The organism is Collinsella sp. OM06-18AC (genome assembly GCF_003438785.1).
Taxonomy (GTDB): Bacteria; Actinomycetota; Coriobacteriia; order Coriobacteriales; family Coriobacteriaceae; genus Collinsella.
On record NZ_QSTX01000004.1, the window covers coordinates 167467 to 193978 of the forward strand.

Genomic DNA, 26512 nt, shown 5'->3' on the forward strand with positions numbered 1-26512 from the left:
CCGAACGATCCCGCAGCGCAAAGCGCGAGGACCAGTGAGGGAGAAAGGGCGTGGGGCGGGCCCGGACAGGTTAATCTACTCCTTCTCCACAGCGCGCATGATCGCCTTGTAGATCTCCATCAGCGGGATGATCAGGAAGGCCAGCCCCAGCGCGGCAAGAACACCCTTGAGCTCAAGCGTCACAGGTCCAAAGAACATCTCGGCAAGCGTCGGCTGTACGGTTACGATCACCGTCAGCACCAGCGCCAGCGCAGCAGATGCCCACAGCCACTTGTTCTGCTTCTTCATGCTAAACAGCGACGCACGACGGCTGCGCATATTGAAGCAGTGGAAAATCTCGACCATGTTGAGCGTGATGAACGCCATCATCACGCCTTCCTCGTCGGCATTGCCGGCGATCATATCGGCGATGTGGATGTAGCCCATGTCAAAGTACACGCCCACAAAGAAGCTCGCCAGCACCAGCACGGTGATGATCAGGCCCTGGACCACGCAGTCCAGACCCATGTTGCCGGCAAAGACGCCGTCCTTGGCGTTGCGCGGCTTGCGTTTCATGATATCGCCCTCGGCATCCTCCATGCCCAACGCGAGCGCGGGAAAGCAGTCGGTGACCAGGTTCACCCACAGCAGCTGCACCGGCTGGAAGATAGTAAAGCCGATGAGCGTGGCGATAAACACCGAGAACACCTCGGCAAGGTTGGCCGAAAGCAGGAACTGGATGACCTTGCGGATGTTGTCATAGATGCGACGACCCTCTTCGCAGGCACCGATGATGGTGGCGAAGTTGTCGTCGGCGAGCACCATGTCGGCAACGTTCTTGGTGACGTCGGTGCCGGTGATGCCCATACCCACGCCGATGTCGGCGCGTTTGATTGACGGGGCGTCGTTGACGCCGTCGCCCGTCATGGCCACGATCTGGTCGCGCGACTTCCAAGCCTCGACGATGCGGGTCTTGTGCTCGGGCTGGACGCGGGCGTACACGCCGTAGTCCTCGATATGCGCGTCGAGTTCCTCGTCGCTCATGCGATCGAGGTCGGCACCGGTGATGGCATGGCTGCGATCGGTGACGATGCCCAGCTGCTTGGCGATGGCCACGGCGGTGTCGATGTGGTCGCCCGTGATCATGACGGTGCGGATACCGGCGTCGTGCGCCTCGTGGATAGCGTCGGCCACCTCGGGACGGACCGGGTCGATCATGCCGGACAGGCCACAGAAGACCAGGTCATGCTCGAGCGCAGCGGGGCTGCAGTCGTCGGGAACCTCGGTGTAGGTGCGGCTTGCCAGCGCCAGTACGCGCAGGGCCTCGTCGGCCATGGCCTTGTTGGCCGCCACGAGCTCGGCGCGGCGTTCCTCGGTCAGGGGGACGACCTTATCGCCCTCGTAGATATGGGTGCACAGGCCGATCACCACGTCGGGCGCACCCTTGGTGTACTGCTCGTACTCGCCATCCAGGGTCTCGACGACCACGGACATCATCTTGCGGCCCGAGTCAAACGGGGCCTCGCCCACGCGCGGATGCTCGGCAGTCAGGCCAGTGAGGCCCGCCTTGCCGGCGTCGTTGACGAGCGCGCACTCAGTCGGCTCGCCCACGGCCTCGCCCAGCTCCTCGTCCCACTGAGCATCGGAGCACAGCGCCATGCCGGCCAGGAACTTCTCCTTGGGCGCAGCGAGCTCGTGCTTGACGACGGTCATCTTGTTTTGGGTAAGGGTACCGGTCTTGTCGGAGCAGATGGTCTGCGTGCAGCCGAGAGTCTCGACGGCAGAGAGCTTGCGGATGATTGCCTGGCGCTTAGCCATCTTGGTCACGCCAAGCGATAGCACGATGGTCACGACGGCGACCAGGCCCTCGGGGATGGCAGCGACGGCGAGCGAGACGGCGACCATAAAGGTATCGAGCAGGGCGGTCGGGTCGGTAAGAACGTTGCCCACGCCGTGGCGGATGATATCAACGCCAAAGATGACGACGCAGATGACGATAACCATAATGGTAAGGATGCGGCTGAGCTCGGCGAGCTTCACTTGCAACGGCGTGAGCTCTTCCTTGGCCTCGGCCAGGGCGCCGGCGATCTTGCCCATCTCGGTGTTCATGCCGGTGCCGACCACGACGGCGCGACCACGGCCGTACACGACGGTGGAGCCCATATAGCACATGTTCTTACGGTCGCCGAGCGGCACGTCATCGGTGCCCGCAGCGAGCTCGATCACGTTGGCGTGCTTCTCTACGGGCACGGACTCGCCGGTGAGCGCGGCCTCTTCGATCTTCATCGTGGCGCTCTCGAGCACGCGGCAGTCGGCCGGGACGGAGTCGCCCGCCTCGAGCATGATCACGTCGCCGGGCACGAGCTCGGCGCTCGGCAGGTGCACGAGCTTGCCGTCGCGCAGCACCTTGGACTGCGCCGCACTCATCTCCTGCAGGGCCTCGAGGGCCTCCTCGCTCTTGGCTTCCTGGACCACGCCCAGCACCGAGTTGACGATAACGACGAACATGATGATGGCAACATCGGCAAAGTCGGGCTCGCCCTTGACCATGCCCGTGAGCGCACTGATGACGGCGGCAACGATCAGCATGATGACCATGGGGTCGGCCATCTGCTCAAAGAAACGCTTCCACAGCGGTGTCTTCTCGGCTTCCTCGAGCTTGTTAGGGCCTGTCTTGGCGAGGCGCGAAGACGCCTCGTCGTTGCTCAGGCCGAGGTTCTCATCGACACCTTGGTCGCTGAGCACCTCCGCCGCGGCGGACAGGTATTCCTTTTGCATATAGAGTCCCCTCCTGGGATTCGGGCCACTCAGCAGATTGATGCCCGATCATAATTCCCAGGAGAAGGGCAAGGGCTCATCAAGGCTGCCGTGCTGAGCGGCAGTTGATAGTGGAGCTATGGTACCCCAAAGCGACGCGTCTAGCCAAAACAATCGGTTTGGAAATATGGTCCGCACGCAACGGTGCAGACCGTGTGATGCTCAACATTGGTAAAACGTTTTTTCTTCGGCACATCGCCAAACTGACATATCTCCCAGATAGCAGCGGTTGGAGTGGTTGGTAAAGATTTTTCATATACCGTTTTTCCCGCAAAAAATGAACTTCCATTTCGGCATACGGTCGATTTTTTGGGGTATTCGGTCGGCATTTCGTTATAATCATCTCGGTTTTATTTCTTATGGTTTATCTATCAGCGCAAGACGATGTCAGATGGAGGTCTGAATGTACAAGCGCACTAAGATTGTATGCACCATGGGTCCCGCCTGCGATAGCGACGAGACCATCCGCGAGATGATCAAGGCGGGCATGAACGTCGCCCGTTTTAACTTCTCGCACGGCTCCTACGACGAGCACCACGGTCGCATCGAGCGCGTCCGCCGTATTTCCAAGGAGCTCGGTCTGCCTGTCGGCATCCTGCTCGACACCAAGGGCCCCGAGGTCCGCACCGGCCTTCTGGTCGACGGCAAGAAGGTTGCCGTCAAGACCGGCGATAAGATCGTCGTCACCGCTCAGCCCACGTCCGAGGATTTCCACGGCACCGCTGAGCACATCTCCCTCGACTACCTGGCTCTGCCTTCCGAGGTCGAGAAGGGCTCCCTCATCCTGATCGATGACGGCCTGGTTGCCCTCGAGGTCGAGTCCGTCAGCGGCCAGGACATGACCTGCGTCGTTAAGAACGACGGCCTGATCGGCGAGCGCAAGGGCGTCAACATGCCCAACGTCAACATCTCGCTGCCCGCCATCACCGAGCGCGATCGTCAGGACATCCTCTTTGGCCTGACCGAGAACATCGACTACATCGCCGCTTCCTTCATCCGTGACGGCGAGTCCGTCCGCGGCATCCGCAAGCTTTGCCGCGAGAACGGTGGCGAGCACGTGACGATCTTCCCGAAGATCGAGTGCGCCCTGGGCGTCGAGAACTTCGACGAGATCCTCGAGGCTTCCGACGGCATCATGGTCGCCCGTGGCGACCTGGGTATCGAGATCAAGCCCGAGCTCGTTCCGCACATCCAGAAGGAGATCATCGCCAAGTGCAACGCGGCCTACAAGCCCGTTATCACCGCTACGCAGATGCTCGACTCCATGCAGCAGAACCCGCGCCCGACGCGCGCCGAGGTTGCCGACGTTGCTAACGCCATCTACGACGGCACCGACGCCGTTATGCTCTCTGGCGAGTCCGCTGCCGGTAAGTACCCGGTCGAGGCCGTTAAGATGCAGGCCAGCATTGCTCTCGAGACCGAGAAGTACCTCCCGGCCCACGCTCCGCTCGAGGTTCCGGCCGACGCTCACGGCACCCGCGTCGTCAACAACGTTGTGGGTATGTCCGCTGTGAACATGGCCACCACCGTTGGCGCCAAGTGCATCACCGTGCCGACGACCACCGGTCGTACCGCACGCCTGATCTCGCACTTCCGTCCCAACATGCCGATCTGCGCGTTCTCCCGCCACGAGTGGGCCGTCCAGCAGATGATCATGTACTGGGGCGTTATCCCGCACCAGGCCGAGATTACCCAGGGCACCGTCAACGGCACGATCGTCAAGGCGATCGAGACCGCTAAGGAGCTCGGCTACGTCGAGGCCGGCGATCTGACCGTCGCTACCGCCGGCGATCCCCGCATGAGTGTTCAGCTCGAGGACAAGGTCTCCTCGACCAACGTCGCTTACGTCGCTCAGGTGCGCTAAATCGCACTTGCAAGCATTCTTGCATTGCAAAGGGCCCGGAAGGCTTCGCCTTCCGGGCCCTTTTTCTGTGCCAATGTCGGCGCACGGCAAAACACGCACTCATTTCTTTACCAAAAGCGCGAAATCCACCCTTCGAGGCCCAAAAAATAAAGTCCCAAGCGCTAAAAGTGTTCGCCCGGTGGCAAACCCACACCTTAACCGACGCTGATAAATCGTTTTAGCAAGAGCCAGATCGACCTAGTTTTCGGAAGTATGCGGCAAATTCTGAGACCTTCGAACACACCCCGTTTTTTTACAACAAAATGCCTGATAAACTAGCCTCAAAAGCCAGGTCTGCTCACAGGGTTCAGATTTTGCCGCATACTTCCGAATTGACGCTGGCATCGCACGGTCCAAAAGCACATTTCGATCTGGAGGACGTCATGGACCTGACGCTCTGCGGTCAATCCGCTTTTTACTATTACCGTATCCCGCCGCAGGTATTAGGCCTTTACCCCGCCATTAGCCTTGGCAATATAGATCGCAGATGTTGCGGCCTCGGAAGTCATGCAGTTGTAAAAGACCTGCTTCACGCACCGCTTCACAGGCTTGTATTCACTCGGGCACAATCGGGGTCGCGAAGCCTCTTTAAATCGCACCTCCTGACCCAAGAGCCGCCTCCTGGGTCGTTTAGGCAGACTGAACATGGATTTGATGTCACTTCACCGGAATTCACGCTGCTCAGCCTTGCTACGCAGGTCTCCCGCAACCAGCTACTCATGGCTTGCTACGAGATGTGCAGCTCATTTGCAGTGTTTACGCCCTGCGAACGTACGCAACAGCAACTTGATGAGGCAATATCTCTTAAGTTCATTCCGCCCGACTGTGGTTGGAAGCGTATTGTCGACACCAAGGGCAATGACACCAACTTGTGGAAACGCGCGCCGCTCCTCAGCGCGGCGGATATCGCCGCGTTCGCCAAGCAGGCCGCAGGCCTGCGCGGTGTTAAGCAGCTCCGCTGGGCCGCCGAACGCATGGCAGGGCAGACCGCCTCGCCCTTCGAGGTCCAGACGTCCATGCTCGTCTCACTCCCCCGCGACGAAGGCGGTCTGGGTATAGGCATCACCAATAACGCACGCATCCCGCTCAGCGAAGCCGCACGTTCGCTGTATGACAAAACCTGCTGTTATGCCGATATCCTCATCGAAAGTGTCACCGACAGCATGGGCGTCATTCTGGAATGCCAAGGCCGCTCCGCTCATGACAGCGAAGCTGCGAGTCTCTCCGATGCCGAGCGCACTACCGCACTCACAAGCATGGGCTACGACGTCATCCAAATTACCTATGGCCAGATCAAGGACAAAAGGAGCTTTGGCAACCTTGCCGAACTCATCCATAAAAAGGCCGGGCTTCCCTACACCCCAAAGACCAAACAGGAGCGTACTGCCGAAGATACCCTGCGGCAAGAGCTATTTGTCGATTGGGTTGAGCTATTCACTGTCAAGCCGGCCGGCTAGCAGCTAGCGATCAGGGGGACTGCGGGAACGTCAGAAGCAGCAACGCGAGCCGCAAATCCCGCCTCGGTCAGCTCGATGACCTCGGTAAACGTTGCATCGAAAAACTCCTCGGTTAGCAGGCGATACGGCGGATGATCGGGCTCGCCGGGGTTTTCGCGTACAATCTCGTGCATGACGCCGATAGTCTTGAGCACATATTCTTTATGGATGGGATACTGCCCAAAACGCGTCGCAGCGGTATAGAGGCGATCGGTCGCACGCGGAATGGAAACGATGCCCAGTGTCTTGCCAAACCAGTCAAAATCGCCCTGCTTTTTAATGCGGAATTCCTCGCACGGCTTGCCGCCGTGTGCTTCCAGATACTGGTTCACACGCGTGTTCCATACCGTGTCGGCCACCAGATGCGACCAGACGCCCAGCGTTAAATCGAGCAGCGACTGCGCCACATCTTCGGACGCAAGCGAGAACTCACAGGCGCCGGGACCGACAACCGGCTCGGCATCCCTGTAGCGCTGAGGATAGTGCACGCGGTTCAGTCGCTCGCGCTCCTCGACAATCGAGGTAGCCTCAGCAGGTTCGCCCGCGGGTGCGCCTTTAAGCAGCGGCGCCACATAGGTATCCCAGAACTCGTGCTCGCGCGGCTTAGGGATAGGCTCGGGCTTTGCAAAGTGCGTAATGCGATACGGAATGGGATCGGCGATGCCAGGGACCATATAGCCCACGAAGATATCCGGAACCACGCAGCCAAACAAAAAGGCATTGCGGTCGCGCACGCTATCGGCAAGCACGCTAGCACGTGCCAGCAAGCGCTCCGTTTGAGCGATATGAATGTTCCAACTTGGCATAGCCACCCCCATAAAACCTGGTTAACTATACCATCACGGCAGAGTCGCACAGGCGGCCATACATACCCTACGCAGCAACTATTCCGCAGCACCGCTTTCGGTTCCATACGACGGCACGGGCGCCTCGACCACATGGTGATATCGATCGATATAGATGGCACGGGCCCCCAAGCGGCGCACCAAATCTTGATGGTGCGTACTCATCAAAACCGTCTTACCGGCAGCAACGTAGGCCAGCAAAAAGTTGACTACGATGTGGCACGAGTCCTCATCGAGCCCGTTGGTGGGCTCATCGAGCACTAAGATATCGGGGTTCATCGACACCACCGCAGCCAGCGCAACGCGCTTCTTTTGCCCGCCCGAAAGCTGATAGGGCGAGGCATCGACCAGATCGGCAACCTGGAACAGCTCCATGGCATCGCGCACGCGGCGCTCGAGCTCGTCTGCCGGCAGCCCCATCTGCGCGGGACCAAACGCGACCTCCTCGCCCACCGTAGCGCAAAAGAGCTGCGCATCGGCATTCTGGAACACAAAGCCCACGCGCTGATGAAAACGCTGAGCGGCTGCGGAATCCTTGAGATATGCCGCATCGATCACGTGCCCGTCAAACAGGTACGCACCCGCGTCCGCTAGTTCAAGACCGTTGATAAGGCGCATAATCGTCGTCTTACCGCAGCCGTTGGGACCGAGTAGGGCAACGAGTTCACCACGATCGACCTGCAGCGACACACCATCGACAACCGTATGCCCCGCATAGGAGAACACCACGTCGCGAAACTCGATGAGCGGCACGCTCTTGGCGCCAGTAGCACCGCTCGCGCCCATCACGCCATTCGTATCGTTTGCCAAAACGTCGCCCTTCCCTATCCACATCGACGGCTCGGCCGCCCGCGCTACAGCACCGCGCACAACACGGCGAGCAGCACCACGACGGCCGCATAGACCGCATCACGCCAGCCAAACCCGGCGCGCGCGGGTGCCGGATACGCACCGGCAAAGCCGCGGCAAAGCATAGCCTCGTCCATCGCGCGGCTGCATTCCATCGCCTTGATAAACGTCATGCCCATGATACCCGCCAGCGAGTCGGTGCGCGAAAAACCCGCAGGTGCACGACCCACGCTGCGCAGCATGACCGATTCGCACAGATCGTGCGCCGTGCGTCCCAGCACCTCGATGTGTTTGAGCGCCATATCAAACGTAAAGATAACTTCGTCGGGTAGATGCAGCATCTTGAGCGCCGCCGACATGCGGCTCCAGGTGAGCGTCCACGAAACACCCAGCACCAGCGACACGTTAATGAACGTCTTGAGTGCAATCTTGAGCATGGCGCCCGTGGCAGAAGCACCCAGCAGCAGGGCAGGCAGCGCCAGAACCACGGCAAACCCCGCGGCAGCCAACGCCGGCACAAAGGTAGCGCGCAGCCCGCGTACGGGGCGCACCGCGACCAGCACCAACGCGATCGCCGCCATCAACATCAGGTACAGCGGGCTTTGCGTCAGACACACGCACAGGACGCAAACGAACATCCCTAACAGGCGCACCGGAGCCGAAACGCAAGAAAGGGCGCGGTCGACCATCGACCCGCCCTCGTGCGCGCCTCCACCCAGGCGAACCCGCTCAAGCAGGCTCGCCAGGTGCAGGACATTCTTTTGCATCACACGATGCCGAGCCCCCGCGGGCTCGTAACGCTGCTCGACCGTAAGCCAGCTAGGCAGCTCGGCTATTGCCATGAGCACCGCTTTCCTTGACCGTCAGCGAGACCAGGCGGAATGCGATGGTCAGCACCGCCACGCCAATCACGCCCGAGAGGATATACATGGCAGCCTGGCCGGCAAAGCCAAGACCCTGCTCCTCGGAATAGGCCTGCAGATAATCGCCCGTGGGCAGGGCGTCGGCAAAGGTCGGGGTATCGAGGCCGACCGAAGCCTGCAGGCTGTCGTCGCCAGCCTCCTGAACGGCGGTCGCGGCGCCCTCGGCGTCCCACTCACCCCAGGCGTCACCGGTGGCGAGCAAGCCGAGCGGCGTAGCCACGACAAGCACGGCGACCAGAATGAGCGTGGGAATCAGGGAAGTCTTCTTGGCGGTACCATCGGCGGCAAGCTGGCCATCGACGGCCTCGGGCCCGACGATAATGCTCGGCGCCGTCTTCTTAATGAAACCGTAGATGGCGGCCGTCGCCACGCCCTCGATCACGCCGGCAACCAGCATATGCGGGATCAACATGGCCGGAATAGCCACGGACAGCGGGAAGGGGCAGTACAGCGGAGCGCCCGAAGCGTTGGTAAAGAGCATCGGCTGAATACCAAACTCGATTGCCGCGCACAGGGCCGCCAGACACAGGCCGACCCAGCCGCTCACGATGGCAGAAACCGAGGTGCCCCAGCTCTTGTCGTGCAGACGGCTGTTGAGCGCACGGAACACGATAGCAGCGACAAACGGCAGCACAAAGGCCATGTTAAAGCAGTTGGCGCCAAACGACAGAACGCCGCCGTCGCCAAACAGCAGCGCCTGCAGCGCCAGCGCGACCGAGACAGCGATAGCCGCGGCCTCGGGGCCCAGCAGCAGCGCGATGAGTGCGCCGCCGACGGCGTGGCCTGTGGTGCCGCCGGGCAGCGGAACGTTAAACATCATGAGCAAAAAGGAGAACGCAGCGCAAATACCCAGAAAGGCCATATGCTCGCGATCGAGCGTGGCGCGCACTTTCTTGATGCAGTGAACCCATACGGGCACCATCGCCACCGCCATAACGGCATCGGTCTGCGGGGACAGGTAGTTATCTGGAATGTGCATATACGCCTCCCGGTTGCCGGCACATGGGATTGCAGCGCCGCTTGAACCATTTCATCAGTGTTACGAGCTAGATGATTCGTAACACGCCGCAGGCTATGATAGCAAAACGGCGCGCCGCCACAAAAGCAGCACGCCGTTTTGTAATGCGCGTGTCATATATGCAGGGTCAGCGATGCCTTATTCCGAACACCGCGGTCGCGCAGAGCTCCGCAGCAACCGCCATCAGGCCCTACGCCCCCCATCGCAAGCCCTAGCCGCGGACCTCGCCGTTTACGCCTTTGCATACCTTGGTGACAATCTTCTGGTGCGCTTTCTCGACCTCTTCGCTGGTAAGCGTGTGGTCGTCGGAGCGATACGTAAGCGCAAAGGCCATGGACTTTTTGCCCGCTCCGATGCGGATGGGATCGCGGTAGACGTCGAACAGGCGCACGCCCTCGAGCAACTTACCGCCGGCGCTCGTAATGCGGCGCTCAAGATCCTCACAGGTCACGGAGTTGTCAACCACAATGGCAAGGTCGTGCTCAACGGCCGGGTACTGCGAGAACTCACGGTAGTTCTCCTGGTTGCGGGCGCCCTTGATCAGCTTGTCCAAGTCGAGCTCAAAGGCAACGACGACCTCATCGATGCCCATCGCCTCGCGCGCCTCGGGGTGAATCTCGCCGACCCAGCCCAGCACGGTTCCGCCGGACAGAACCTCGGCCGCACGACCCGGCTGCAAGAAAGCGTAGCCCTCGCCCTCGACAGGACGGAAGCGAACCTTCTCGATGCGCAGCTGGGCGAGCAGCTCCTCGACAATGCCCTTGCCAAAGAAGAAGCGCAGCTTACGGTACTTCATGTTCCAGGACTGCTCGCTCCACTGGCCCGAGAGCACACCCGCCACGGACTTGGTCTCCTTGGGCAGGCTGGCGTTCTCGCGACCGTGGAACAGGCTGCCGACCTCGTACAGGTGCACGTTGGGCGTGCCGTGGGCCTCGTTGTAGGCCACGGACTGCAGCAGGCCCGGCAGCAGCGAACGACGCATCTCGGTCTGCTCGGCCACCAGCGGGTTCATGAGCACCACGGGGCAGCCGCGGCCTTCGGTGGACATGCCGATCTTCTCCAGGTCGCCCGGGGCGGCAAAGCCAAAGGTCGTGGTCTCGTTGAGGCCGCAGGCGCGCAGGATCTCGCCGACCTTGCGGGTGAGCTTCTGCTCGCGGGTCAGGCCGCCGATGTGGTTCTTGGCAGCCGGGATGGTCGCCGTCACACGGCCCATGCCCCATAGGCGCAGGACCTCCTCGATCAGGTCAATCTCGCGCGGCAGGTCGGGACGGAAGCTCGGCGGGGTAACCATAAAGTCCTCGCCGTCGCGCTCGACGGTGCAGCCCAGACGGGTAAGCGAACGCTCGATAAAGTCGGGCTCGATGTCGGCACCGCAGATGGCATGCACGCGGGCCAGGCGCAGCTTAATGCTGTCGATGGTCTTGGGCGCGGGGAAAACATCGACATAGCCGGGAGCAACCTCGCCGCCGGCGATCTCCTCGATGAGCGCGCAGGTAACGTTGGCGACATCCACGCAGCCAGTCTCGTCAACCTGGCGCTCAAAGCGAATGGAGGCGTCGGAGATCAGCGACAGATCGCGGCTGGTGTGCGAGGTGCGACCGGCGTTGAAGCAAGCGCTCTCGACCATCACGTCGACGGTGTCGTCCTCGATCTCGGAATCCATGCCGCCCATAACGCCGGCCAACGCCACGGGGCGCTCGCCGTCGGTGATAAGGCCCATGCCGGCGTCGAGCACGCGCTCTTCGCCATCGAGCGTCGTGAATTTCTCATCCTGCTGGGCGGCGCGAACCACCACGCGACGGTGGCCATCGCGCTCGGCAAAGGTGTCCAGGTCAAAGGCGTGCAGCGGCTGACCGGTGAGCATCATCACGTAGTTGGTGATGTCGACGATATTGTTGTGCGGACGCACGCCCAGGGCGTTAAGGCGCTTGACCATCCAGTCGGGCGACGGGCCGACCTTCACGTTGCGCACGATGCGAGCGACATAGCGGTCGCACAGGCCCTCGTCGGCAATCTCGACGGAAAGCTCGTCGTCGGTCGCGCGGCCGGTCTCGGCCTTGATGGCGGGCAGCTCAACGTGGAAATCGCGATCGAAGATGGCGCCGGTCTCGCGGGCCATACCGATCATGGACAGGCAGTCGGGGCGGTTGGGCGTGATCTCGCAGTCGAGCACAGTATCACTCGAGCCCACATACTCGGCAAACGGCATGCCGCAGGGCGTATCCTCGGGCAGGATCATAATGCCAGAGTGGTCGCCGCCCAGGCCGAGCTCGCGTGCGGAGCAGTTCATGCCCATGGACACGACGCCGCGAAGCTTGCTCTTCTTGATCTTGACGTCGCCGGGCAGAACTGCGCCGATCATGGCCGTGACGATGTGATCGCCGGCCTCGAAGTTCTGCGCGCCGCAGACGATCTGCAGCGGAGCGGGATTGCCGTCGGCGTCGAGGTTCTTGTCACCCACGTCGACCGAGCACACATACATATGGTCGCTATCGGGGTGCGGGGTCTTGGTGAGCACCTTGGCGGTCACCACGTGGTCGAAGGATTCTCCCACGGTGTCAATCGCCTCGACCTCGGTGCCGGTACGGATATATTCGTCCGAAAGGGTCTTGGGATCCTCCGGAATATCGATCATGGTCTTGAGCCAGTCGTAAGAAACGCGCATCTAACTGGTCTCCTTTCATAAATGCGGCTTTGAGCCAAAAACTGCAACGGAGACGGGTTTTCCAAGTGCCGCAGATTGCCTTGAAAGAGGAGGGCCGCGTACTTAGGTACGCAACCGACGATTGAAAGGCAAGGTGCGGTGCTTGGGAAAGCCGCCGGGCCTAGAACTGATTTAAGAAGCGCATATCGCCCGTCATGAGCGTTCTGAGGTCCGGCAGGTCGTAGCGCAGGGCCGTGACGCGCTCGGCGCCAATGCCAAAGGCGAAGCCGGTGTACTTCTCGGGATCGATGCCGCAGTTGATCAGGACGTTGGGGTCGACCATGCCGCAGCCCAAGATCTCGATCCAGCCGCTGTGCTTGCAGAAGTTGCAGCCCTTGCCGCCGCACACGTGGCAGCTCACGTCCACCTCGCAGCTGGGCTCGGTGAAGGGGAAGAAGTGCGGGCGGTAACGCGTCTTGCGATCCTCGCCAAACATGCACTTAACAAAGTAGTCGAGCGTGCCCTTCAGGTCGCCAAAGGTGATGCCCTCGTCGACGACCAGGCCCTCGATCTGGTTGAACTGCGGCAGGTGGCAGGCATCGGCCGTGTCGGGACGGTAGACGGTGCCCGGGCAGATCATGTAGATGGGCGGCTTCTGCGACTCCATGGTGTGGATCTGCACGCCCGAAGTCTGGGTGCGCAGCAGCACGTCGGACTCGCCGTGGGCGTGAGCCTCGGGGTGCGCGACGCTGCCGGGGTTGTTGTCGACCACGTAGAAGGTATCGCGGGCCGAGCGGCTCGGGTGATCCATGGGAGCGTTGAGCGCGGTGAAGTTGTAGTAAGAGGTGTCGACCATGGGGCCGGACTCGACGGTGTAGCCGATGCCGCAGAAGATGTCCTCGGCCTCCTCGATGATTTGCTTGATCAGGTGCTGGTGGCCGATCTGCGGACGGATGCCCGGCAGCGTGATGTCGACGGCGTCGTGCTCGAGTGCGCGCTTGAGGGCGGCGGCCTTCATCTCGGTGTTTCGCTCGTCGAGCATGCCCTCGATCAGCTGGCGCATCTCGTTGGCGCGCTTGCCCATCACGGGACGATCCTCGGGGGCGAGCTTGCCCATCATGCGCATCAAGCCGGTGATACGACCCTTGCGACCGAGCAGCTCAACACGCGCAGCCTCGAGCTTGGCGGCGTCATCGGCGCCTGCGACGAGCTCCTTGGCCTCTTCCTCGAGTTTGACCAGATCATCAATCAGACTCATGTCTTCCCTTTCGTCTCTCGCGCATCCACTTGCCGCGGCGGCTGGAGCCACCCGGAGCTGCGGATGTGCGGCCCGGTTCGGTAACAAAAAAACCGCCCTCGGGCATGTGCATTGCCCAAGGACGGTTGAATTCCGCGGTACCACCTTGTTTGACCCAGCGGATGTCTGGCCCGCCGTGCCCACTCTGCACCCCTTATCGCGAGGCTCACGGCTTCCCTACTGGGGCTTCGCCGCCGCTGGCCGCGTGCCCGTTGAGGTCGCTGCTCGGGAGTGAACGCTTGGCCCTTGTCACCGCAGGAAGGCTCGCAGCCCATGACCTTCCCTCTCTTGCCGGCGACGCGGCGGGCAAAACCCTCTCCGTCAACGCATTGGGCTATAGGATAACACATTCTGCGTGTGCATCGCCGCGTTCCGTTTTGTTCGCACTGGGTACAAGGCAGGTAGCTGTGCAAACTGGCCGCGCGCCCACCCGAAGCGCTCGGCTCACGAGATCAAGGATATGGTATGGGAAAGAAACTCGATAAGAAGGCCGAGCCTGCAGCGGGCAAGACATCCAAAGGCATGAAGGTCGATAAGGCCGTCAAAAAATTCCGCAAGCTCGAAGGCAAGCTGTGGACTCGTGAGTACCTGCTCAAGATTGCCGAGTTTGACGGCGCGACCATTGCCCCCGCCAACGGCGCAGCAGCGCGTGCCGACGCCATGGGCACGCTTGCCGGCGAGCATCACAAGCTGCTGACCAGCGAAAAGTCTGTCGAACTTGTGCGCTCGCTGGCACGCGAGACCGTCTCCGGAGGCAAGATCGACGACCCGCAGCTGCTCGACGAGATCCGTGTGCTCGGCCGCGACCAGCGCGAGGCAAGCGCCATTCCCACCGAGGAGGCCGAGGCCTGGACCAGGCTCACCTGCGAGGCCGACGCCGTGTGGCACAAGGCCAAGACGGCCAATGACTGGGCGAGCTTTGAGCCCTATGTGGATAGAATCGTCGGCCAGCTTAAGCATCAGGCCGAGCTCATGGACCCCAAGCGCGACCCATACGATGTTTGGCTCGACCAGTACGAGCGTGGCCTTTCCGCCAAGAGCTTCGACGCGTTTTGCGATGAGGTCAAGGCCACGGTCGTTCCGCTCGTGCACGCCATCGGCGAGCGCGGCCAGCAGCCAGCTGCCGACTTTTTGCACGCCCGCGTGCCCGAGGCTGCCCAGCGCGCCATGAGCTTCGACCTTATGAAGCTCGTCGGCCTGGACCTGAACGACACCACGCTTGCCTTTACTGAGCACCCGTTTAGCGAGGGCTTTGCCGTGGGTGATGCGCGCATCGCGACGCACATCTACGAAGACGACTGCATCTCCAACGTCTACAGCATCATCCACGAGGCGGGACATGCCATGTACGAGCTGGGCGTCAATCCGGCTTATGCGCGCACGTGCCTGGAGGGCGGCACTTCCATGGGCATCCACGAGAGCCAGAGCCGCTTCTTTGAGAACACCGTGGGCCGCAGCCGCGCCTTTATGGGACCGCTGCTGCAGGTACTGCGCCGTCACGCGCCCGAGGTCTACGGCGACGTGGACGAGGACACGCTCTACTGCGCCGTGAACATTGCGCAGCCGTCGCTGATCCGCACCGAAGCCGACGAGCTCACCTACCCGCTGCATATTATGGTGCGCTACCAGATTGAGCGCATGCTGTTTGCCGGCGAGGCCACGGCCAAGGACATCCCCGCGCTTTGGAACCGCTTTATGGACGAGTACCTGGGCCTTCCCGTTCCCGACGACACGCGCGGTTGTCTGCAGGACACGCACTGGAGCGGCGGCTCGTTTGGCTACTTCCCCACCTATGCGCTGGGCAGCGCCTACGACGCCATGTTTGTGCCGGCCATGTGCCGCGACGGCGTCGACCTTACCGGTGCCTGCGCGAGTGGCGATCTGTCACCCGTTCGCGCGTGGCTGGGCGAGCACATTTGGCAGTGGGGTCGCGCCAAAGACGCGCCGGAGCTCATCAAGGGCGCCTGCGGCATGGCCTTTGACGCCCGCTACTACTGCAGCTACCTGCAGGACAAGTTCACCACGCTGTACGAGTTGTAAGGATTGACCAGCACGCCATCGCCAACGCCAACCATGTTGACGCCAATGTCTTGGCAACGTCAGCGAAAACGACCCTAAGCGAGCAAGGCGACGTGAAATGAAAGGGCGCTGACCTTCTGGTCGCGCCCTTGAAATTGAACGTCAGATTGCCGCTTAGGGGCGTTTGCAGCGTCGAGCAGTTACGCGGTTTGGTAAAACCGCGTAACTACAGAGCCTCGAGTGCGTTGGCGATGCGCTTCATGGCGGCATCGGCGGATGCTTGGTCGGGCGCCTCGGCCAGCACGCGGATCACCGACTCGGTTCCGCTCTTGCGTACGAGCACGCGGCCCTCGCCTGCCAGCGCAGCCTCGGCCTCGGCGATGGCGTTCTGCACGCCCATGTTCTCGAGCGCGGCGTCCTTGTCCGCCACGCGCACGGCCACCTGCGCCTGCGGCAGCAGCTTGCACGGAGCCGTGAGCTGCGAGAGCGTCTCGCGCTCGGCGCGGATCACTTCCATCACGCGCAGCGAGGTCATAATGCCGTCGCCCGTGCGCTCGATATCGCCAAAGATCGTATGGCCCGTCTGCTCGCCGCCCAGGCTGTAACCGCCCTCGCGCATCTTGGCATACACGTGACGGTCGCCCACACCGCTGGTCACGACACTTAGGCCGGCAAGCTCCAACGACTTGATCAGGCCAAAGTTGCTGGCAATCGTCGGAACCACGGTACCGCCCGAAAGGCGACCGTGCTTGTTCAGGTACACGCCGCACACGTACAGGATCTGGTCGCCATCGACCACGCGGCCGCGCTCGTCCACGGCCAGGCAGCGGTCGGCATCGCCGTCGTAGGCAAAGCCCACGTCCAGGCCCTGCTCCACCACATGGCGCTGCAGACGCTCCATATGCGTGGAGCCGCAGTCGACGTTGATGTTAAAACCATCAGGCGCGGCATTGATCACGCGCACGTCGGCGCCCAGCGCGTCGAACACCGGCTTGGCCACCGAGGACGCCGAGCCGTTGGCGCAGTCGATGCCGATCTTGACGCCCTGAAGCGAAAAGTTCGCGCTGGCGATGAGCGAGGCAATGTAGCGGTTGCGGCCCTGCATGTAGTCCACCGTGGCGCCGATGTGGTTGCCCGTGGCCAGCGGCACCTCGCTCTTGCTATCGACGTAGTCCTCGATGAGCTCCAGTACGTCCTCGTCCATCTTAAAACCGTCGCTATTGACGAGCTTAATGCCGTTATCGCAAAACGGGTTGTGGCTCGCGCTGATCATGATGCCGCAATCGAAGCAGCCTTCCACGGTCTGATGCGCTACGCCCGGCGTGGGGATCACGTGCAGCATATAGGCGTCCGCGCCGCTCGCGACCAAGCCGCTCACCAGCGCCGCCTCAAACATATAACTCGAGCGACGCGTGTCCTTACCCACGATGACGCGCGCCTTGCGCTCGCGGTTGGCGCCGTAATACCAGCCCACAAAACGGCCAATCTTATAAGCGTGCTCTACCGTCAGCCCAACGTTAGCCTCACCGCGAAAGCCGTCGGTGCCAAAGTACTTCATGCGCTCTCCTTACAAAATAGGGGCGAACAGATTGCCTGTCCGCCCCAAAATGGTACTCGATTATCTGCGCTACCAGAAAAACCCTACGCCGACGCGCTGTCGCGAGCCGCCTGGCATGTAGGAGTCTGACGCAGCGTAAGCGGCTTGTCCCCCGCCTCGGCTGACGTGGTCAGCGTATATGTGATCGTCGTCGTCTCGCCAGCATGCAGGTCAACGGTGCCCGAATAGAAGGGGATTCCATGCCACGTAGCGGCGCCAAGACCAAACTGGGTGCCCTCGACGGTCAGATCAGTAATGTTGCCGCCCGTCGGGGCAAACAACGAGACATTCAGACGCTCGTCGTCGCGCGCGGCATCGGGCGCGCTCGCCGCGACGTAGTCGGGCAGCTTGCCGGCCTCCTCCTGCGTCATGATGTTCGTCAGGGTAACGGTGATGCGATACGAGCATGTGCCGTCACCGTTCTTGATGCCCTGGCCAATCTGCGTATCGGCATTCAGGTACCAGTCGAGCTTGGAGAAGCTCAGGTTGTTAAAGTAGACACCAGCAACGGGATCTTCACTCGGGTCATCCGGATCGGGCAGCGAGGCGTCGATGTTCATCTCCTTGATAGCGTTCTGCTCGTCATCGTTTTTCATCCACGCGATCAGGCGGCCCTCTTCGGCACCGCGCTCAACGGCGCTGACAAGCTTCGTAACATCGACATCGCCGATACCGCCAAGGATCTTGTCGAAGGCAGCGCTGGCGACGGATGCAAAGATGCCGTCCGACTCCTCGACCGGATAGTTCCAGTACACATCGTGCATGAGGACCTTTGCGGCGTTGGTGCCGTCGACAACCGTTCCGTCGGGCAGCGACACGTTACCGACCAGGCCCAGCAGATACTGCAGGAACACCGGGTCGATACCCACGACGCCGTCAACGTCCTGGCCATATTGAGATTTCCACAGGGCTGCGACACGCTGCGAGTTGCGGGGCCAATCAGGCGAATAGGTATTGCCCGAGTTGTACAGGTTACTGTGGTTGCCGAACAGCGCCTCATCCTCTTCGTCGACGCTCTCGACTGCCTCATCCTCGCTGAGTCCAATGCGGGGAACAAACTCGCCAATCGACATCTGGCCGTCGGTGACCGAAATCAGGCCCTGCGAACCGCCAAAGCCGCCGCAGGCACGAATCTCGACGTTGTTCATGGCGTACACAAGGTAGTTGCGCGTCTGGCCGTTGGCGCCGAGCATCTGCGGAAGGACGGGGGCGACCTTCTCCGCCGCGTCAACCGCGCCGTTGAGGGTGGCAAAGCCGTCCTTGGCCTTATCGACCAGCTCGGTCACCTGGGAAATATGAGTATCGCCAATGCCCTGGATCTTCTCGTTGGCGCTCTTGAACACCTTCGAGCTGCTGGAAAGCGAATCGGCGACCGCCTGCAGCGCGGACACGTTAATCATGCCGTCCTGAAACAGCTTGCCGGGCGTGGCCTGCGAAAGGTTATCGGCCATGGGAACCAGCGCATTGCTCGAGACATCGGACAGGGCGTCGATCATGGTGCGGGCCGCATTGATGTCGCTGCCATACACCGGGATAAACGAAGCCGCCGTCCACAGCGGGCTCGAGGTCTCCGCCTTCATGCTGTCGCAAAGCTCATCAATCTTCTTCGCGTCGTCAGGCAGCGTCGAAAAATCGCCCGACGTGACCTTGTCCTTAAGGCCACCGACAATCTCGACGGCCTCCTTCGCTTCACTCTTTACGGTCTTTGCCGAGTTAAGCAGCATAAAGCCGCTTGCGCCAAGCGCAACGAGAAGCACCGCGACTACAGCGGCAATAATGGCGCCGGTGTGACGCTTTTTGCGTTCGCCCTTGCGATGGCGATGACGGACCAGACCGTCAGAGGTCGAACTCGACGAAGCGTCGCTACCGTAGTTCAAGCCAAAATCGTAATAATCTTCCTTGGAACCCGAGCCCGCAAACTGGGCACCGCCATCATCCAGGCGGGCGAACGTGCCAGTCTCGGAGGCGCCGGTGTAAATCGTGCCAAGGTTACCCGTAAGCCCCGCGCCACCGGCAGAGGGAGTATTGTTGGCGGCCTTGCCGGCATTAACGTCGCCGGCGGTATTCGCGGCGTTGGCAGCGCCTGCGTTGTTCGCAGGTGCCGAAGGAGCCCCGCTCGGCTGCGACGTAGAGGTTGCACCGCCCGCAAAGACATTCCCTCTTGCACGGCCGGTCTTTTTTGCCTTTTGAGACTGCTCGTACAGAGCGGTAAACATCGCCGTCTCGCCCGGGGACACGCGCTTACCGGAACCGCCCTGTCCAGCGCCGCCCGGCGTGCCGGCCTTACCAGCCCCGTTCGGACGCGGCGGAACTGCAGGACGGCCGCTATCGCTGTCCTTAAAGTGATTACCAGCCATAAAGAAATCCTCGCAATTGAGTCGCAATGAAAAAATCCATAACGTTACTAGTTTATGGCATTTTGAGCATCGACAGCTAAACTCCAGACACGGACGTCAATTGGCGAAAATGCGGCACAACACCTTTTCTGTCTTGGCGGCGGCGCCAGCTACACCGTGAGGAACATCATCACGATGATCATGGCAAAGCCGATAAGGTCGGTCGGCAAAAACACCGTGCCCAGCATAACGGCGCTGGTGATGGTCGCCGAAACCGGCTCCACAGTTCCGATGAGGCTCGCACGCACCGAGCCGATGTCCTTAACGCCCTGCATATAGAGCATGTAAGCAAAAAACGAGCCGATAACCACGAATACCGCGAGCGCCTCGACGCCGGCAGCGTCGAGTGCCGGCATATGCGCCCAAGGCTGCACGAAGACGCACGAGACCACACCCGCCGTGAGCATTGCCGAGCCCGTGACGATGGGGCTGCCGTATTCGGGCAGGATCTTGGCGGGAATCACCGCCATACACGTGGCGCTGACCGCACACATAAGGCCTGCGACCAGGCCAAGCGGCGATATGCTCAGACTGGTAGGGTCGCCGCCGGTAGCGATTAAAAAGGTGCCGCCCAGGGCCAACCCAATGCCAACGGCCTCACGCACGCGAGGCATGCGATGGTCGATCACGCAGGTGTAGCCCATAATGATGACCAGTTGCAGGCACTGGAGCACCGTCGCGGTTCCGGCGTTCGTCAGGCGCACGGCCGAAAGATAGCAAAACTGGTTGAACAGCAGACCAAAGGCGGTAAAGAGCAGCAGCTGTTTGCGATCGGCGGGTGTGGTCCAGAGCTTAATCAGGCGCTCGCGGTCGCGCGTAACAACCACGGCCATAAAGAGTAGACCGGCGAGAATCTGACGCACGCTCATAAGCCACAAGGTGTCGACGTGGTAGGTATCGAACAGAAAGCTCGCGCTGGTGCCCGAGAAGCCCCAAAACGAACCGCCCACCAGCGTAGCCAAGACGCCCGTGATCATCTTGCGCGTCGAAGCGCTGTTCAGGCGGTCGCGCCATGCGCGACGGGTGTTGCGGCTGAGCTCGTCGGTGCCCTCGGGCACATCAATGTTCGATATATCGGTCATCGGCACCGAGGCCCCTGCGCCTTCGACCTGCTCGACACACTCTTTGCTCATTCCACTCCCCCGAAACAGTCTGGAAGCAATTCGGCTTACCTTACCACGGCGAAGGCACCAGCCGAAGGCTTGTCCGCTTATCGGTAGGACAATTCCGCAGGCGTCTTTCCATAGCTCGACACCGCAATGGCCTTGCATTATGCGACAGCCAAATCGCGGCAGCAGGCTCTTTTGAAATGGATATGACAAGACCCCCGAATTCCACAATGTAAGCGATTTTTAAAAATGTTCTTGCCACCGAGTTCAGGCTCCGTTATATTATCCCTTGCGCGCTTGCGCACCCTTGATCGGGCGTTTAGCTCAGGGGGAGAGCGCTTCCCTGACACGGAAGAGGTCAGAAGTTCAAATCTTCTAACGCCCACCAAATGTTCGCAGCTCAGAGGCTATGTCCTCTGGCCTGTTTTGTTTTTTGTCGCTAAATCCGCTGGCAGTTCCAACCGTCATCGCAACGTAACAACAATTCACCTGACGAATGGCAGCCAAATATATTCAATACCCCAACATCAACAATAGCCAGGCACAAAACTGCGCCGCAAGCTGCTCCAACCGCCCAACTGGTCAAAAGCCGACCATCTACTTGCCAATTTATCTAACGGCGTAACCAAGCAGTCCGCGCCGCAACTTCTCAACAAAACGCCGCGATGTCTGCGCCCTGCGGTATCCTTGAGCCACTTGCACCTGCAGCACCAAGGAGCCGCCATGCGCACCGAGCTCGATGTCCCCTTTTCGCACAAAGAAGAAGCCAAAGCGCTGGGCGCCAAATGGGACCGGACCAAGAAGATCTGGTATGTACCCAGCGGCGTCAACCCCGAGCCCTTTGCCGAGTGGCTGCCCGGTGTTGACCGATCCGACCCCTCAGCGCCGTATATATATCTAGTACTGGGCAAGCGCGAGTGCTGGAAGTGTCACAAAGAGACCTCGGTCGCGGCCTTCGGCATTCCCTATCGAACCGATAACGACGAGAGCATCGCCATCGCGTACGCGCCCAACGAAGCCGGGCACATTGCCATCGACACGGCCAACGCCAACGCACTCGCCATCGTGCCCGCTCTTGGCTGCGTGCCGGGCGAGATCCGCGACTACCTTCATAAGCGCTGCGGCTACAAGCCCGTAGGCGCGCGAGCCTCCAAAGCCCCGTCGCTCGGCAACACGTGCACCATTTGCGACGCGCTGCAAGGCAGCCGCTATCTGTTCGAGGAGCCCTCGTCCCCGTTTGCCCCCACTGCCATCAACAAGCTGCCGGCACTGGAGTTTGTACGCGTCGAAGTTGCCGGCGTCTTTGGCGTCCCGGCCACGCGCACCGACTTTGACCAGGCGCTCTTTACCTGGGCACGCGACCATCACGCCAAGTTCCACAAGCAGCTCGGTGAGGGGATTTATTTATAGGGACAGAGATGCCTTCACAGCCAGCTCCTCCGCATCACCTATCCCTCGTCGCCGGCGTCGTACACGATATCGAGGCCACAAACAGGGCATTTCTCCTGATACACCGGCATATGAACGCCTGTCCGTTTTCTCACTTCGTCGCTAAGTCTGTCGCACGCATCGATGAACCGAATGTCGAGGCACGGTATTTGCGAGCCGCAGCAAGGACAGGCGACGACAAACGACCCGCAATCAACTTCTACGCTCGGAAACATTTTGTTGTCTATAAGGGCGCACGGCAGTTTTCCGTACTTCCCCATCGCAATATCGCCTCGCCAGCTCACGTTCGCTCCCCTCTCGCTATACAAATCAGGAAGAGCATGCACCGGCAGGCGTGTGCGAGATTGCATCGCCACGCGATCCGATCAAACAGCACGATCGTAAAAGACCGCCAAAGCCAAATTTCATCGTCGGTCGCACCCTGTCCGGCAAACTCAATATCGACGGGTATGTGCTTCAGATAACTCATGTCGGGCGCAAAACGAGGGTCCGGTCCGCCTTTATGAACAGGACCGTGCAGAACAAACCATCCGTTTTCGGGCTCGAACCGCTCAACAAACGCAAGGCCGAGCACCTTATAGCCCACCTCGGTTGCAAATATGACTCCGACTGGGACGTCACATTCCATGCAGTTGAGCATTTTACGGTTGTAATTCTGGTCTCGAAAACCAACGGTACCCGGCGCTTGAACCGAGTACTTAATGACCCACGTACCATCGTCCAAATAGAGCGGAGGCACATTGTTGATGCTCTCGGTTTGCCGCTGGCGCGCTTGTACCCCGCTACCCCACTCCCCTGTATACTGATGTAGCACGTGTTTCATCCGGGCTTGTTGGACCGGGTCGTTCATGGGAGGGTCTTATGGCTGCTTCGAATCCGCCTAAGGGGAGCGTTTCTTCTTCGTCCATCAAGCCGGTTACGCGCAAGGCCGTGCGTTGCCAGCGCGAGGTCGCTTGGCTTGTCACGCAGGCGGCGGGCAGGCTTGTGGCGAGCACGGAGGACGTCAATGCTCCCACACCGAGCTTTGTGCTGGCAGCGGCGCTTGATCGAGTACGCCAGCTGGAATTCGCCGCGCAAGAAGACGGCAGCCACCTTGACTACCAGAACGCCATGGCGCCCGACCTGCAAACGTTCTGCCACATGGCCAAGTTGCCCGCCGCGCCCAATGCTCTTTCGGACGCAGGCTACATGTTTACGCTTTCGGGCGCGGACCTTATCCGCGATATCTACGCATACTGCAGCGAGCTCGCCGAGCGCCACGTCTTTGGCACGGCTGAAGTCAAACCGGGAAATGTCATCAAGCTGGTTCTCAGGCTGTTCCTGATGGACGGGTTCGGGGCCATGCCGGCGTAAGCCGAGTCTTTAGCATCACCGTCGACTGGGCAACAACCGCTTTACCTTAGTGGGCGCCAATCGAGGGTCGATTATTGGGTCGCCTCGTCCACTAACGCATTTATTCCACGCGCTCTGACAGTCGATATTTGCGGTTGCGGCTTGTCGACGGCGCCGTGGGCTCAAGCTCGCCTTGAGCAATGAGCGCGTTGACGCGCGACCTAACCTGGGAAACCGTGAGTCCCGTGCGCTCCGCCAGTTCGCGCGTCCCCAATTCGCCGTAGCGCTTGAGTGCCGTCATAATCAAGTCCCCGCCATGATCGACTGGCTCGATCTTTGGACGGTAAAGTACGACCTTGAACCGATCGAACCCCGGGCAGAACAGGGGCTCGGCCAGACCATGCGCGCGCATGGCATCAATCATCATCGGGATGCCCGAGCCATTGCCCTCAGCCGGCGAACCTGCGCCATCCGGCAGCGGGACAATCGACATGAGTTTCACGAGCGTCGCGTTACGGCATCGGGAGCTGCCGTCAAACAAGTTCTCGCGAGTCTTTCCCCCGTAAAGGCCGCCAGGATTCGTCACCTCGACACGATCGTCAAAGACGTCGACGGCAATCGATTGTCCACAGAACCGATCCCCGTATTCTCGATGGATTACGGCGTTGGTGATTGCCTCGCGCAGAACCTCCTCGGGAATCTCCAGCGAGTCGACACGCGAGACGCCTTGGACGGTCGAGGTGCGGCGCAGGTTTTTGGCGACAGCCGCGACAGCATCCGAAATCATCTCGCCCAACGTTCCCTCGCAGATCGTACGGTCCATGAACCTCAACGACCCCGCCGCGCCCTTCTGCGTTCCGGCATAGACCGCCACATCGATAAAGAGCTTGGGATAGAACTGCTGAGGATAGGCACCCGCAGCCAGGAGCCCGGCTTTAGTGACATTGCCCTGGGAGTCGAGGAAATTCAGGCGCTCCAGCTTCGTTTTCTTGTCCGGCGCGTCGCGCATCGCACGGGGTGTCAGTGAGAAAGCACGCTCTATCGTGCGGTCGACCAGGGCCTCGTCAAGATCGCCTGCGACCGCGCCGGGCACTGCATCGCGATCACTGGGGCTCGTCCGTTCATACGATGACAAGGACAGGACCTCGGTCGACGAGAGCGGAACATCTTTGTCGTCGATGCGTTTGTAGCTGCCGCCTTGAGCGCCCCGCTCTATGACATAACAAGGCTTGCTCGACGGGTCGAGCTCCTCAATCGTGATGACCAGAACCACGGTGCCCTGGAGCTCCACGCGTTCAATGGTGTATTTGGGCGGATTGGCCAGTTTTCCGCGACCGCCGGCATCACCCATGCCCGCTACGAATTGGTTGAGTACCTTCTCGGTCTCAAAGTTCTCAACCGGGACAAAGCCCGCGCGCTCGCTCACGCCGAGCACGATAATTCCGCCAGCGGTATTCGCGAATGCGCTAACCGTTTCCCATACGTCGCGAGAAAGCGTCGTGGCGCTCTCCTTTACTTCGACGCTAAAGTCATCCGAACCCATGCGCTTTAAAGACTCGAGCAAACCGGCCAGCTCGTTTTCGTTCATCTGCACGTCCCTTCGCTCGGTCCTGCGGAGAATGCTGCAGACGGATTTCCCTCGTCTCTCAGTTATCTCTCGTAATTATCTCTTATCTTTCTGTTATCTCTCGTATTAGATATGAGTGAAAGATGAGAGATAAGATATCTCTACCTGCTTCATTAAATCATGTTTTTGCTGGTGGAACAATCGATATTGAGACTATATCATGGTTGCTTGTCTCTTTGCTGCTGCGCTATCTCTCGTAATTATCTCTCGTCTTTCAGCTATCTCTCGTGTTAGTGACGAATGAGAGATGAGAGATACGTGAGTGATGCATGAGCCTGGACTATTGGACGGTCGGAAAATCCCTCAAACAAAAAACGGGGCCGGCCTGACGCCGAGCCCCGTTTTCAAACGGTCAGTTAGTTATCCAACGCGCGAGCATAGCAGTCAACATTACGCCGCCGCGAACACTCCCAAGCCCGTTCCGATGATGCAGATCGCAAAGATGCCCAAGATGATCCAAATGGTCTTGACGCCCTTTTTGTACAGGGCGACGCAGGCAAAGGTTGCCAGCAAGGGCAGCAGACCGGGGAAGATCGAATCGAACAGATCCTGCAGGACAATCTCCGAACCACCCACGTCAAAGGTCAAAGCAGTGGACAGTGAGACCTGTGCCGCAATCATGGCGCCGATAACGGTCATTCCGAGGACACCGGCAGCATGCGTCATGCGAGACATAAGGTTGTTCTCTTCGGACTGCTGCAAAAACTTGGTTCCCAAGTCGTAACCCAGATGGGCTGCGACGATACGCGTTGCAAAGTTAATCACGGAGTAGAGAAGGAAGACGGAGACGGGAAGGGCGAGCGCGACGGCAGTTGCCGTGCCTGTACCCGTAATGACGGCAAACGCGCAGCCAAGCACGCCGGAGGTATAGACCTCGGGAGGAACCGCCGCGCCGACCATGATGGCACCCATGAACATGGACTCCAAGGCAGCACCAACGATAACGCTCTGTTGAACGTCACCAAGAATCAAGCCAACGAACAGCTCGTAAACAACGGACGGCCAGGCATTGTAATGCCAAATAACTGCTCGTCCATGGACGCCATAATGCGACCAGTGCAACTAGGAGGTACTGGGCAACTATTTTGATTAACCCCAGTAATAAGCCTGCAGGCGAGACGTTCAGCACGTCTCGCCTGCAGACAACAGCAGCAATTTGAAAGGATTAGTAGTTCATCTGGTGGTAGTAGCGACGCGTGGTGAGCGGGTGGT

General features: G+C 60.4%; 18 protein-coding genes and 1 tRNA gene. 6 read left to right on the plus strand and 13 right to left on the minus strand.

Annotated features, from left to right (window positions below):
* Nucleotides 1–75: 75 nt before the first annotated feature.
* Nucleotides 76–2757 (minus strand): cation-translocating P-type ATPase, encoded by a 2682-nt coding sequence (locus DXB86_RS04085; protein ID WP_117736234.1) that lies wholly within the window; start codon nt 2755–2757, stop codon nt 76–78.
* Nucleotides 2758–3199: 442 nt separating this feature from the next.
* Between DXB86_RS04085 and pyk the strand changes: the two genes are divergently transcribed.
* Both pyk and DXB86_RS04095 read left to right on the plus strand, forming a co-directional pair.
* Nucleotides 3200–4660, plus strand: a complete 1461-nt coding sequence (gene pyk / locus DXB86_RS04090) for a pyruvate kinase (RefSeq protein WP_117637393.1) — start codon at nt 3200–3202, stop codon at nt 4658–4660.
* Nucleotides 4661–5082: 422 nt separating this feature from the next.
* Nucleotides 5083–6156: a hypothetical protein gene (locus DXB86_RS04095; RefSeq protein ID WP_147330818.1), complete on the plus strand. Its 1074-nt coding sequence runs from the start codon at nt 5083–5085 to the stop codon at nt 6154–6156.
* Here the strand turns inward: DXB86_RS04095 and DXB86_RS04100 are convergent.
* From DXB86_RS04100 to pheS, 6 genes are all read right to left on the minus strand, one after another.
* The gene (locus tag DXB86_RS04100) at nt 6153–7001 is read right to left on the minus strand and encodes a hypothetical protein (RefSeq protein WP_117736236.1); all 849 of its coding nucleotides are present in this window, start codon (nt 6999–7001) and stop codon (nt 6153–6155) included. The genes DXB86_RS04095 and DXB86_RS04100 overlap by 4 nt on opposite strands.
* Before the next feature lie 78 nt (nt 7002–7079).
* Complete coding sequence (locus DXB86_RS04105; protein WP_233504140.1) at nt 7080–7850, minus strand: energy-coupling factor ABC transporter ATP-binding protein; 771 nt, start codon at nt 7848–7850, stop codon at nt 7080–7082.
* A gap of 44 nt (nt 7851–7894) precedes the next feature.
* Entirely contained in the window at nt 7895–8731 is an 837-nt protein-coding gene (locus DXB86_RS04110) for an energy-coupling factor transporter transmembrane component T (protein ID WP_117736238.1), read from the minus strand.
* The gene (gene cbiM, locus DXB86_RS04115) at nt 8709–9791 is read right to left on the minus strand and encodes a cobalt transporter CbiM (protein WP_117736239.1); all 1083 of its coding nucleotides are present in this window, start codon (nt 9789–9791) and stop codon (nt 8709–8711) included. The genes DXB86_RS04110 and cbiM overlap by 23 nt, the downstream gene beginning before the upstream one ends.
* A gap of 250 nt (nt 9792–10041) precedes the next feature.
* The gene (gene pheT / locus DXB86_RS04120; protein WP_117736240.1) at nt 10042–12495 is read right to left on the minus strand and encodes a phenylalanine--tRNA ligase subunit beta; all 2454 of its coding nucleotides are present in this window, start codon (nt 12493–12495) and stop codon (nt 10042–10044) included.
* Nucleotides 12496–12655: 160 nt separating this feature from the next.
* The gene (gene pheS / locus DXB86_RS04125; protein ID WP_117736241.1) at nt 12656–13732 is read right to left on the minus strand and encodes a phenylalanine--tRNA ligase subunit alpha; all 1077 of its coding nucleotides are present in this window, start codon (nt 13730–13732) and stop codon (nt 12656–12658) included.
* 504 nt (nt 13733–14236) lie between these two features.
* Between pheS and DXB86_RS04130 the strand changes: the two genes are divergently transcribed.
* A complete protein-coding gene (locus DXB86_RS04130) occupies nt 14237–15811 on the plus strand; it encodes a carboxypeptidase M32 (RefSeq protein WP_117736242.1) in 1575 nt (524 codons plus the stop codon).
* A 205-nt stretch (nt 15812–16016) separates the two neighbouring features.
* Here DXB86_RS04130 and glmM read toward each other — a convergent pair whose 3' ends face one another.
* The 3 genes from glmM to DXB86_RS04145 form a co-directional block, all read right to left on the minus strand.
* The gene (gene glmM, locus DXB86_RS04135) at nt 16017–17348 is read right to left on the minus strand and encodes a phosphoglucosamine mutase (protein WP_117736243.1); all 1332 of its coding nucleotides are present in this window, start codon (nt 17346–17348) and stop codon (nt 16017–16019) included.
* Nucleotides 17349–17431: 83 nt separating this feature from the next.
* Nucleotides 17432–19744: a DUF4012 domain-containing protein gene (locus tag DXB86_RS04140; protein WP_117736244.1), complete on the minus strand. Its 2313-nt coding sequence runs from the start codon at nt 19742–19744 to the stop codon at nt 17432–17434.
* Between the two features lie 149 nt (nt 19745–19893).
* Nucleotides 19894–20916 (minus strand): DMT family transporter, encoded by a 1023-nt coding sequence (locus tag DXB86_RS04145; protein ID WP_199410984.1) that lies wholly within the window; start codon nt 20914–20916, stop codon nt 19894–19896.
* A 289-nt stretch (nt 20917–21205) separates the two neighbouring features.
* Here DXB86_RS04145 and DXB86_RS04150 point away from each other — a divergent pair.
* Nucleotides 21206–21280 (plus strand) — tRNA-Val (locus DXB86_RS04150).
* A 335-nt stretch (nt 21281–21615) separates the two neighbouring features.
* A complete protein-coding gene (locus tag DXB86_RS04155) occupies nt 21616–22302 on the plus strand; it encodes a DUF5710 domain-containing protein (protein ID WP_117736245.1) in 687 nt (228 codons plus the stop codon).
* Nucleotides 22303–22621: 319 nt separating this feature from the next.
* Here DXB86_RS04155 and DXB86_RS04165 read toward each other — a convergent pair whose 3' ends face one another.
* Nucleotides 22622–23191 (minus strand): hypothetical protein, encoded by a 570-nt coding sequence (locus DXB86_RS04165; protein WP_117736246.1) that lies wholly within the window; start codon nt 23189–23191, stop codon nt 22622–22624.
* A gap of 11 nt (nt 23192–23202) precedes the next feature.
* On the opposite strand from DXB86_RS04165, the gene DXB86_RS04170 reads away from it, so the two are divergent.
* Entirely contained in the window at nt 23203–23694 is a 492-nt protein-coding gene (locus DXB86_RS04170; protein ID WP_117736247.1) for a hypothetical protein, read from the plus strand.
* 100 nt (nt 23695–23794) lie between these two features.
* On the opposite strand, the gene DXB86_RS04175 is transcribed toward DXB86_RS04170, so the two are convergent.
* A complete protein-coding gene (locus tag DXB86_RS04175; protein ID WP_117736248.1) occupies nt 23795–25261 on the minus strand; it encodes an ATP-binding protein in 1467 nt (488 codons plus the stop codon).
* Nucleotides 25262–25690: 429 nt separating this feature from the next.
* Nucleotides 25691–26362 (minus strand): PTS system mannose/fructose/sorbose family transporter subunit IID, encoded by a 672-nt coding sequence (locus DXB86_RS04180; protein WP_369831478.1) that lies wholly within the window; start codon nt 26360–26362, stop codon nt 25691–25693.
* Nucleotides 26363–26512 lie beyond the last annotated feature (150 nt).

What these genes read in the sequence shown, in the direction of transcription:
- DXB86_RS04085 (WP_117736234.1), bottom strand. Translation starts at nt 2,757, where the DNA reads ATGCAAAAGGAATACCTGTCCGCCGCGGCGGAGGTGCTCAGCGACCAA.
- DXB86_RS04095 (WP_147330818.1), top strand. Translation starts at nt 5,083, where the DNA reads ATGGACCTGACGCTCTGCGGTCAATCCGCTTTTTACTATTACCGTATC.
- DXB86_RS04155 (WP_117736245.1), top strand. Translation starts at nt 21,616, where the DNA reads ATGCGCACCGAGCTCGATGTCCCCTTTTCGCACAAAGAAGAAGCCAAA.
- pheT (WP_117736240.1), bottom strand. Translation starts at nt 12,495, where the DNA reads ATGCGCGTTTCTTACGACTGGCTCAAGACCATGATCGATATTCCGGAG.
- glmM (WP_117736243.1), bottom strand. Translation starts at nt 17,348, where the DNA reads ATGAAGTACTTTGGCACCGACGGCTTTCGCGGTGAGGCTAACGTTGGG.
- DXB86_RS04175 (WP_117736248.1), bottom strand. Translation starts at nt 25,261, where the DNA reads ATGAACGAAAACGAGCTGGCCGGTTTGCTCGAGTCTTTAAAGCGCATG.
- pheS (WP_117736241.1), bottom strand. Translation starts at nt 13,732, where the DNA reads ATGAGTCTGATTGATGATCTGGTCAAACTCGAGGAAGAGGCCAAGGAG.
- DXB86_RS04110 (WP_117736238.1), bottom strand. Translation starts at nt 8,731, where the DNA reads ATGGCAATAGCCGAGCTGCCTAGCTGGCTTACGGTCGAGCAGCGTTAC.
- DXB86_RS04145 (WP_199410984.1), bottom strand. Translation starts at nt 20,916, where the DNA reads ATGAGCAAAGAGTGTGTCGAGCAGGTCGAAGGCGCAGGGGCCTCGGTG.
- cbiM (WP_117736239.1), bottom strand. Translation starts at nt 9,791, where the DNA reads ATGCACATTCCAGATAACTACCTGTCCCCGCAGACCGATGCCGTTATG.
- pyk (WP_117637393.1), top strand. Translation starts at nt 3,200, where the DNA reads ATGTACAAGCGCACTAAGATTGTATGCACCATGGGTCCCGCCTGCGAT.
- DXB86_RS04165 (WP_117736246.1), bottom strand. Translation starts at nt 23,191, where the DNA reads ATGAACGACCCGGTCCAACAAGCCCGGATGAAACACGTGCTACATCAG.
- DXB86_RS04140 (WP_117736244.1), bottom strand. Translation starts at nt 19,744, where the DNA reads ATGGCTGGTAATCACTTTAAGGACAGCGATAGCGGCCGTCCTGCAGTT.
- DXB86_RS04170 (WP_117736247.1), top strand. Translation starts at nt 23,203, where the DNA reads ATGGCTGCTTCGAATCCGCCTAAGGGGAGCGTTTCTTCTTCGTCCATC.
- DXB86_RS04100 (WP_117736236.1), bottom strand. Translation starts at nt 7,001, where the DNA reads ATGCCAAGTTGGAACATTCATATCGCTCAAACGGAGCGCTTGCTGGCA.
- DXB86_RS04130 (WP_117736242.1), top strand. Translation starts at nt 14,237, where the DNA reads ATGGGAAAGAAACTCGATAAGAAGGCCGAGCCTGCAGCGGGCAAGACA.